Here is a 6,874-nt window from a genome sequence, read left to right as displayed (position 1 = left end):
GTCCTCGCTCCAGTCCGCCGCGCCGGGCCCCTTCTCCGGAAACGCGGCGTGCACCCTCGCCGACAGGGCCCGCGCCGCCCCCACCGTCCAGGGCGTCATGCCATCCAGTGTCGAGGGGACCTCCAGCGGGGGCACCAGGGCCAGCGCCCCCGTCTCGCCTTCCACCGGCAACCCCTTCGCGAAGAAGTCCGGCGGGGCGCGCAGCCGCTCACCCGGCGCCGCCACGGTGAAGCGCGACTCGCCCACCTCCAGCACGTCCATGCGTCCGCCCGCGTCGTAGCGCGCCCGGAAGGGTGTTCCGAGCAGCGTGCCCTCCACCCACGGCGCCCTCCCCCCCGTGACGCAGTGCGGGCCCTCGCGGCCAGACAGCTCCTCGCGCCCCGTCACACAGCCCGGCGCGGGAGGCCCCCTCCACAGCCACAGCGCCTGGGGAACCACGGCCCGGCCCGGGAGCCGACCCGCGGCATCCACCTCCAGCGTCGCCTCGCGCCGACGCTCCCCGTGCTCACGTCCTCGCGTGTGCAGGTGCCGGCTCAGATACGTGAAACGTCCGGCGGCCTGCGTCAACGTCACCGTGCCCACCGGCACCCCGCGCCAGGAGAAGACGAAGCGCGCCTCCTCCCTCCGAGGCGGACCGCCGACACCCTCACTTTCAGGACTGACGGGATTCACTGGGAGAGCGAGGACAAGGAGGGCGAGCAGGACGGACACGGGGCTCCCCAGTCTGCGGCGTTTTGAGGACCGGCGCGAGAAGGCGGGGTAGCCTCGGTCGGTCCATGGGCGCCAAACGGTATCTCTTCGCGTTCGGCCTGGCGGCCGGCCTGCTGTCCGCGCTCGTGTTGGGGGGCGTCCTTCAGTTGAGCGGCCAGCAACTGGAGTCCTCCTCCTGGCTGGCGCTGCTCCTGGCCACCCCCGCGCTGTACCTGACGGGCGGGTATCTGGCGTGGTTCCGCTGGGCGGCGCTGCGGCGGCTGGCGCGCCGACGCGTCATGGCCCGGCTGGCGGAGGGCGACCTCACCACGACGGGCGGGCACAAGTACGAGGGGCACGAGGATGTGCGCCGCCTGGTGCTGTCCCTGCGCCGCGCCCTGTCGCAGGTGCAGCGGGTGACGGCGAACCTGCACCGCACCAGCACGGACGTGAGCGAGCAGGCCCGCATGCTGCTGGAGGCCGCGCGGCGGCAGGGCGGCGCGGTGGAGCGCACGCTGCACTCCGTCAGCGGCATGGGCGGCAGCCTCCAGGTGGTGGGCAAGCGGGTGCACCAGTTGGAGGTGTTCGCCGTCGACACCACGGGCGCGCTCCTGGAGATGACCGAGCGGCTGGAGCAGGTGGTGGAGTCGCTGTCGCAGGTGAACGACTTCGCCAATCACACCACCGCGCTGATGCAGGCGATGAGCGAGCGGCTGGCCAACATCGCCTCCTCGGGTGACGAACTGGCGCGCTTCGCGAGCGAGGCGGAGGACTTCGTGGCGCTCGTCGAGGGCGGCATCGACTCCGTGCGCCGCCGCGCCAGCGAGACGAACCAGCTGGCCCTGGCGGTGACGGCGACGGCCGAGCGCGGCGAAGTGCTGGTGGCCGACAGCGTCAAGGGCATGTACCGGGTGGAGGAGACGGTCCGCAAGGCCGCGGAGCTGATGGGCACGCTGGGCTCGCGCTCCGCCGAAATCGGCCGCATCGTCGACGTCATCCAGGAAATCGCGGACCAGACGAACCTGCTCGCGCTCAACGCCGCCATCATCGCGGCGCAGGCCGGCGTGCATGGCCGGCCCTTCGGCGTGGTGGCCAACGAGATTCGCAACCTGGCCGAGCGCACCACGCGCTCCACGCGCGAAATCGCGGCCATGGTGTCCGGCGTCCGCGACGCGGTGCTGACGGCCGTGGCGCTGGTGCACGAGGGCCGCGAGCAGGCCACCGCGGGCGTGGCCCTGGGAGACCGCGCGTCCGAGGCGCTGGTGGAGATTCGCTCGATTACCCGGCGCACCTTCAGCGCCGTGGAAGCCACGGTGACGGAGACGCAGCTCTTGGAGGCCCAGGGCGCCACGGTGGTGGAGGCCAGCCGCCGCGTGGCCCGCCGCGTGGAAGACGTCACGCGCATGGCCATTGAGCAGTCCGGCCACGCGCGCGAGTTGGTGCGGCAGACGCAGGAGATGGCCCGCGTGGGCCATGGCGCGTCGCAGAAGGCGGAGGACCAGGCGCGCACGGGCCGCGACTTGTCGGAGTCCGTGGTGCGCCTGAGCGCGGCGATTGAAGAGCTGCGCACCGCCAACGTGGTGCTCACCAAGGCGGACTCGTCCATCCGCGAGGAAGTGGCGCAGGTGCGCGAGGACGCGCGCCGGGTCATCCGCATTGGCGACGGGCTGACGCGCACGGTGGACCAACTGAGCCACGAGGCGCTGGGCCTGGAGACGGAGGTCTTCCGCTTCCGGCTGCCCCAGCCGCGCACGGGCGGCATGCTCCGCGTGGTGCTGCATCAGGCGGCGTCGCTGCGCAACCGCCAGGCGGTGGACCCGCTGTTCAGCGTGGAGAACCAGCTGTCGGAGCTGACCGCGTGCGCCTTCTCCAGCCTCCTGCGCCTGGAGGACGGCGGACTGGAGCCGGACCTCGCCGAGCGTTGGGACGCGGACCCCTCCGCGCGCCGCTATCGCTTCTATCTGCGCCGGGGCGTCACCTTCCACGACGGCGCGCTCCTGACGGCCAGCGACGTGAAGCGCCACCTGGAGCGCCTGCTGGACCCGGCGGTGCGCTCACCGGACCGCAGCCTCCTGGAGGACGTGGAGGGCGCGTCCGAGTACACGTCCGGCCTCGCGCGCGAGGTGTCGGGCATCGAAGCCCTCGACGACGCCACGCTGGAAATCCGCCTGCGCGAGCCCAAGGCGTTCTTCCTGCACCTGATGGCGCTGACGCCCACGGCGGTGGCGCGGGTGGACTCCAGTGGCAGGCTGGTGGGCACCGGGCCCTTCCGCGTCATGTCCCTGGAGCCGGAGCGCGTGGTGATGGAGCGCAACCCGTCCTACTGGCGCGCGGGCACGCCGCTGTTGGACCGGCTGGAGTTCCAACTGGTGAACTCGCGACAGGAGGCCGTGGCGCGGCTGCGCGAGGGCGCCGCGGACCTGGTGTCCTTCCTCTCCGCCGAACACGTGGAGGTGCCGGGCCTGGAGTCCTTCCAGGTGCTCGCCAGCACCACGCCCTCCACCGCCTTCGTGGCCCTCAACCTGCGCGAGCCGCCCTACGACGACGTGCGCGTGCGACGCGCGCTGCGCGCGGGCATGGACATCGTCGGCGCGGTGGAGCAGTTCCACCCGGGCGCCCGCGTGGCGCGCACGCTCACCCCACCGGAGCTCATCGGCGGCACGGAGGTGGGGCCCCTGCCCGCGCCCGACGTGGCGCTGGCCGAGCAGCTGTTGCGCGACGCGGGCCTGCGGCGGCTGCGGCTCACCCTGCACCACCCCGCGGGCCGGGACACTGCCGCCGAGGACGCGGTGCTCTTCCGCCCCTTGTTGCAGGCGGGCCTGCTGGAGCTCAAGCACGTGGAGATGGCGCCGGAGGAGTACTCGGCGCGGCTGCGCGACGGAAAGGTGCCGGCCTTCCGCACGCTGTGGCTGGCGGACTTCCCGGACCCGGACACGTTCCTCTACTTCCTGCTGCACTCCAGCGCGCAGACGGTGTACCCGCTGGGCTATCGCAACCCGGAGCTGGACCGCATCACCGCCGAGGCACGTGTGTCCATCGACCCGGGCCTGCGGCAGCAGCTCTACGTGCGCGCCGAGCACCTCTTCCGCGACGACTGTCCGCTCATCCCGCTGTACCACGAGCGCGTGCACGCGGCGGCCACCTCCACGGTGCAGGGCCTTCGCCTGCACCAGACGCCGCCGCAGGTCCGCTACGAGGACCTGTGGGTGGACCCGAATACGACCGAGTGATTCACGGCGACTCGCGCCGCGTCGCTCCCGGCGTCCCGTGTCGCTGGGGCCAGCCGCGCGCATCCACCTGGATGCCGGGCCCCATGCCGTAGGACTCCAGCTTCCACACGCCGTCGCGCTCCAGCACGACGAGCAGCTTGTCCTCGAAGAAGGACGCCCCCGCCACCACCGTCGGGCGGCCCGGCAGCGGGCACATCAGCAGCTTCTGTCCTCGCGCGAAGAGCTGGAGCCACACCTGCCGCCCATCCGGGCGCGTCGCGTCCGAGAGCACCCCCACCGCGCCGCCCTGAATCAGTGTCGCGTCGTGCAGCGAGCCGGGCAGCGCGGTGAAGGGCAGCGCGTCCACCTCCCACGCCATCTGTCCCGTGGCCGAGTCCACCGCGCGAAGCACCGTGCGCTCCTCCTCGGGCGTGCACGGCAGGCCATCCGCGCGGTCGCAGGACTGGGCGAACAGGTAGCCGGGAGACCCCTCCGCCGCGAGCAGCGCGGGCTCGGCCAGCGGAGTCAAAGTCCGCGTGCCCGCGTCCCAGTCCACCGCCACCTGCGTACCGCCGTCCGTGGACACGAAGGCCTGAGTGCCCACCAGCAGCGTCCCTCCCGCCACCGCCAGCGACGCGCGCCCGCCCGGCACACCCCCGTCGCCGAGCGCGGAGATGATGACTTCCGTGCCACCGTCCAGGTCGAAGTCCGCGCGCTCCAGTCGCCCATCCACCGTGTAGCGATAGGCCGAGCCCTCCACGTCGAGCGCGAGCCGCGCCTCACCGCGCCAGGGCTCCACGGGCCCCGCGCGCACCACTGAACCCGCATCCTCATGCCCCGCGAGCCAGACCCACCGCGCACCCTCCGGCGCCAGCGGCGGTGCCACTCCGCCATCCGCGCCCGCGTCCGGCACAGGGCCCCAGGCCACGTGAGCAACCACGTCTCCGTCTGGTGTCAGCGCGACCTGTCCCGCTTCCACGTGCCCCATCCAGGGTCCCGCATCCGAGGGCGCGCCCAGCGACGTCCAGGGAGCCTCCCACTGCCGCGCGCCCGGACCCCGAGGGGCATAGGACTCCAGTCCTTCCGAGGCGAGCACCACCACGCCCGCATCCGACGCGGCCAGCAGCGTGCGGGTGCCACCGTCGGGATAGGGCGACTCGTAGCGCAGCAGACCGCCGTGCGTGAAGGAGACGAGCCGGCAGCCCCCGTCACCCCCGCACACCGAGGTGAACAGCGCGCCCTCCTGGACGAGCAACGCGGGCTGGCCCATGGGCTCCCCTCCCAGGTCCTGGCTGAAGTCGACCGGGAGGTCTCCCGCGTCGGGCTTCTCACACTCGCCATCCTGACAGGTGCCCTCACCCTGGCATGCGGTGGCGGGCGCGCAGAGCATGCCATCCGGCGTGGGCAATTCCTTGCACGAGCCCCCGAAGCACAGGTTGGACTTCTTGCAGTCCACCGGCCCGCACGGCACGAGGTCCGCCGCGTCCACTTCCTCGCAGCCGTCGTCGCGGTCGCACACGCCCACCCTGCATGGGTTCTTCGGCACCGGACATGCGACGGGCGCCGTCACGCAGCCCAGGGTGGGCGAGCACGCATCCACCGTGCACGGGTTGTCGTCGTCACACGAGCGGGGGGTGCCCACGCACGCGCCCGACTCGCAGCGGCCGTTCGCCTGGCAGCGACTGGTGGGGATGCAGGTGGCGCCGTCCTCCAGGGGCCGCTCCACGCAGGCACCGGAGTCCAGGTCGAAGCGCGACTCGTGACAGGGACTGGAGGGGACGCAGTCGAGCGGCCTCACCCCCAGGCCCGTGAGTCGAACGGTCTCCGTGCGTCCCGCGCCCGTCAGCGTCAGCGTGCCCTGCGCCGCGCCGTTGCCCGCGAGGAAGTCCACGTCGACGGTGGCCTGGCCACTGCCCGGCACCGTCACCTCGGCGACGTCCACGGAGAAGGGAGAACCCGAGGAGGCCATCACGGTGACGCTGGAGCGCCCGGTGGCCAGCACCGTCACCTGACGACGCGTGAGGGAGCCCTCCAGCACCCGGCCGAAGTCGACCTGTTCCTCCTGGGGACGGAAGCCCTGGCGCGCACCGCCCACGCCCGGGTCATCTCCACAGCGGCAGCCCGCCACGGACAACACGAGCGCGACGAGCAACGAAGTCCCTGGATGGATGCGCGAGGCCATGGAGGCGACTCAACCGCGCCGGGCCCTGGCCGCGCAATGTCGGTGTGGGAGGCCGTCCGACTGAAGACTCAGGGCTCGGAGGCGGGCGCGCGTCGCCGAGCGAACATGCGCACCAGCACCGCCACCACGCCCACCACCACCAGCCCCAGCACCGCGTACTGGTAGCGGCTCATCAACGCCGACAACTTCTCGAGGTTTCCGCCCACCGCGGCGCCCAGCGCGAGCACCAGTCCGGTGTGCGCCATGGCGGACAGCGCGCCCAGGCCCAGCGCGTTGACTCGAGGCATGCGCGCGGCGCCCGCGGCGATGAAGATGAGGCCTCGGATGCCTGGAAGGAAGCGGTTGGCGAGCAGCAGCCACGGCCCGTTGCGCCGCATCCGGGACTGCACTTGCTCCAGGCGGGCGTGGGTGATGCCGAAGTAGCTGCGGCCCGGGTGCGCATCGAAGCGCCCCGCCAGCCAGTGGCCGACCATGTAGTTGATGGCCGCGCCCACCACGCTGCCCGCCGTCACCACGAGGAAGACGAGCACCCATGGGTGCGCGCCGCGCACCGCGTACACGCCGCCCAACAGGGTGATGGTGTCTCCGGGGAAGGGTGGGACGACGTACTCCAGCGCCGCCGCCAGCCCCAGCACCAGCAGCCCCAGGGGGCCGAGCGCTCCGATGAGCTGGTCGATGTATTCCACCATCCGCGCGAACGACCTCCTCCGGGTGCCAGACACCCGTCATAAGGCAGCACCCGTGAAGGGGAAAGCGTGGGTGGTCGATGGTGAACAGAGACAGGCGCGCGGAC

At 72.4% G+C, this 6,874-nt stretch carries 4 protein-coding genes; 1 reads left to right on the top strand and 3 read right to left on the bottom strand.

Annotated elements, in window-relative coordinates; translation table 11 throughout:
• Positions 1 to 711: transglutaminase domain-containing protein (locus tag HR086_RS17705; protein ID WP_174466195.1), on the bottom strand; the 711-nt coding region annotated here is incomplete at its 3' end.
• Between the two features lie 65 nt (positions 712 to 776).
• Here HR086_RS17705 and HR086_RS17700 point away from each other — a divergent pair.
• On the top strand, positions 777 to 3,920 hold the full coding sequence (locus HR086_RS17700) for an ABC transporter substrate-binding protein (protein WP_174466194.1): 3,144 nt from the start codon (positions 777 to 779) through the stop codon (positions 3,918 to 3,920).
• A 1-nt stretch (position 3,921) separates the two neighbouring features.
• On the opposite strand, the gene HR086_RS17695 is transcribed toward HR086_RS17700, so the two are convergent.
• Positions 3,922 to 6,081 (bottom strand): hypothetical protein, encoded by a 2,160-nt coding sequence (locus HR086_RS17695; RefSeq protein ID WP_174466193.1) that lies wholly within the window; start codon positions 6,079 to 6,081, stop codon positions 3,922 to 3,924.
• Between the two features lie 68 nt (positions 6,082 to 6,149).
• Positions 6,150 to 6,770, bottom strand: coding sequence for a DedA family protein (locus HR086_RS17690; protein ID WP_141640569.1), 621 nt, complete (start codon positions 6,768 to 6,770; stop codon positions 6,150 to 6,152).
• Positions 6,771 to 6,874: the final 104 nt, after the last annotated feature.

Origin of the sequence: Myxococcus sp. CA039A, from assembly GCF_013336645.1 — a bacterium.
Classification (GTDB): Bacteria; Myxococcota; Myxococcia; order Myxococcales; family Myxococcaceae; genus Myxococcus; species Myxococcus llanfairpwllgwyngyllgogerychwyrndrobwllllantysiliogogogochensis.
Note: the sequence above shows the minus strand (reverse complement) of the source record. Positions and strands in the feature narration are given on the sequence as shown.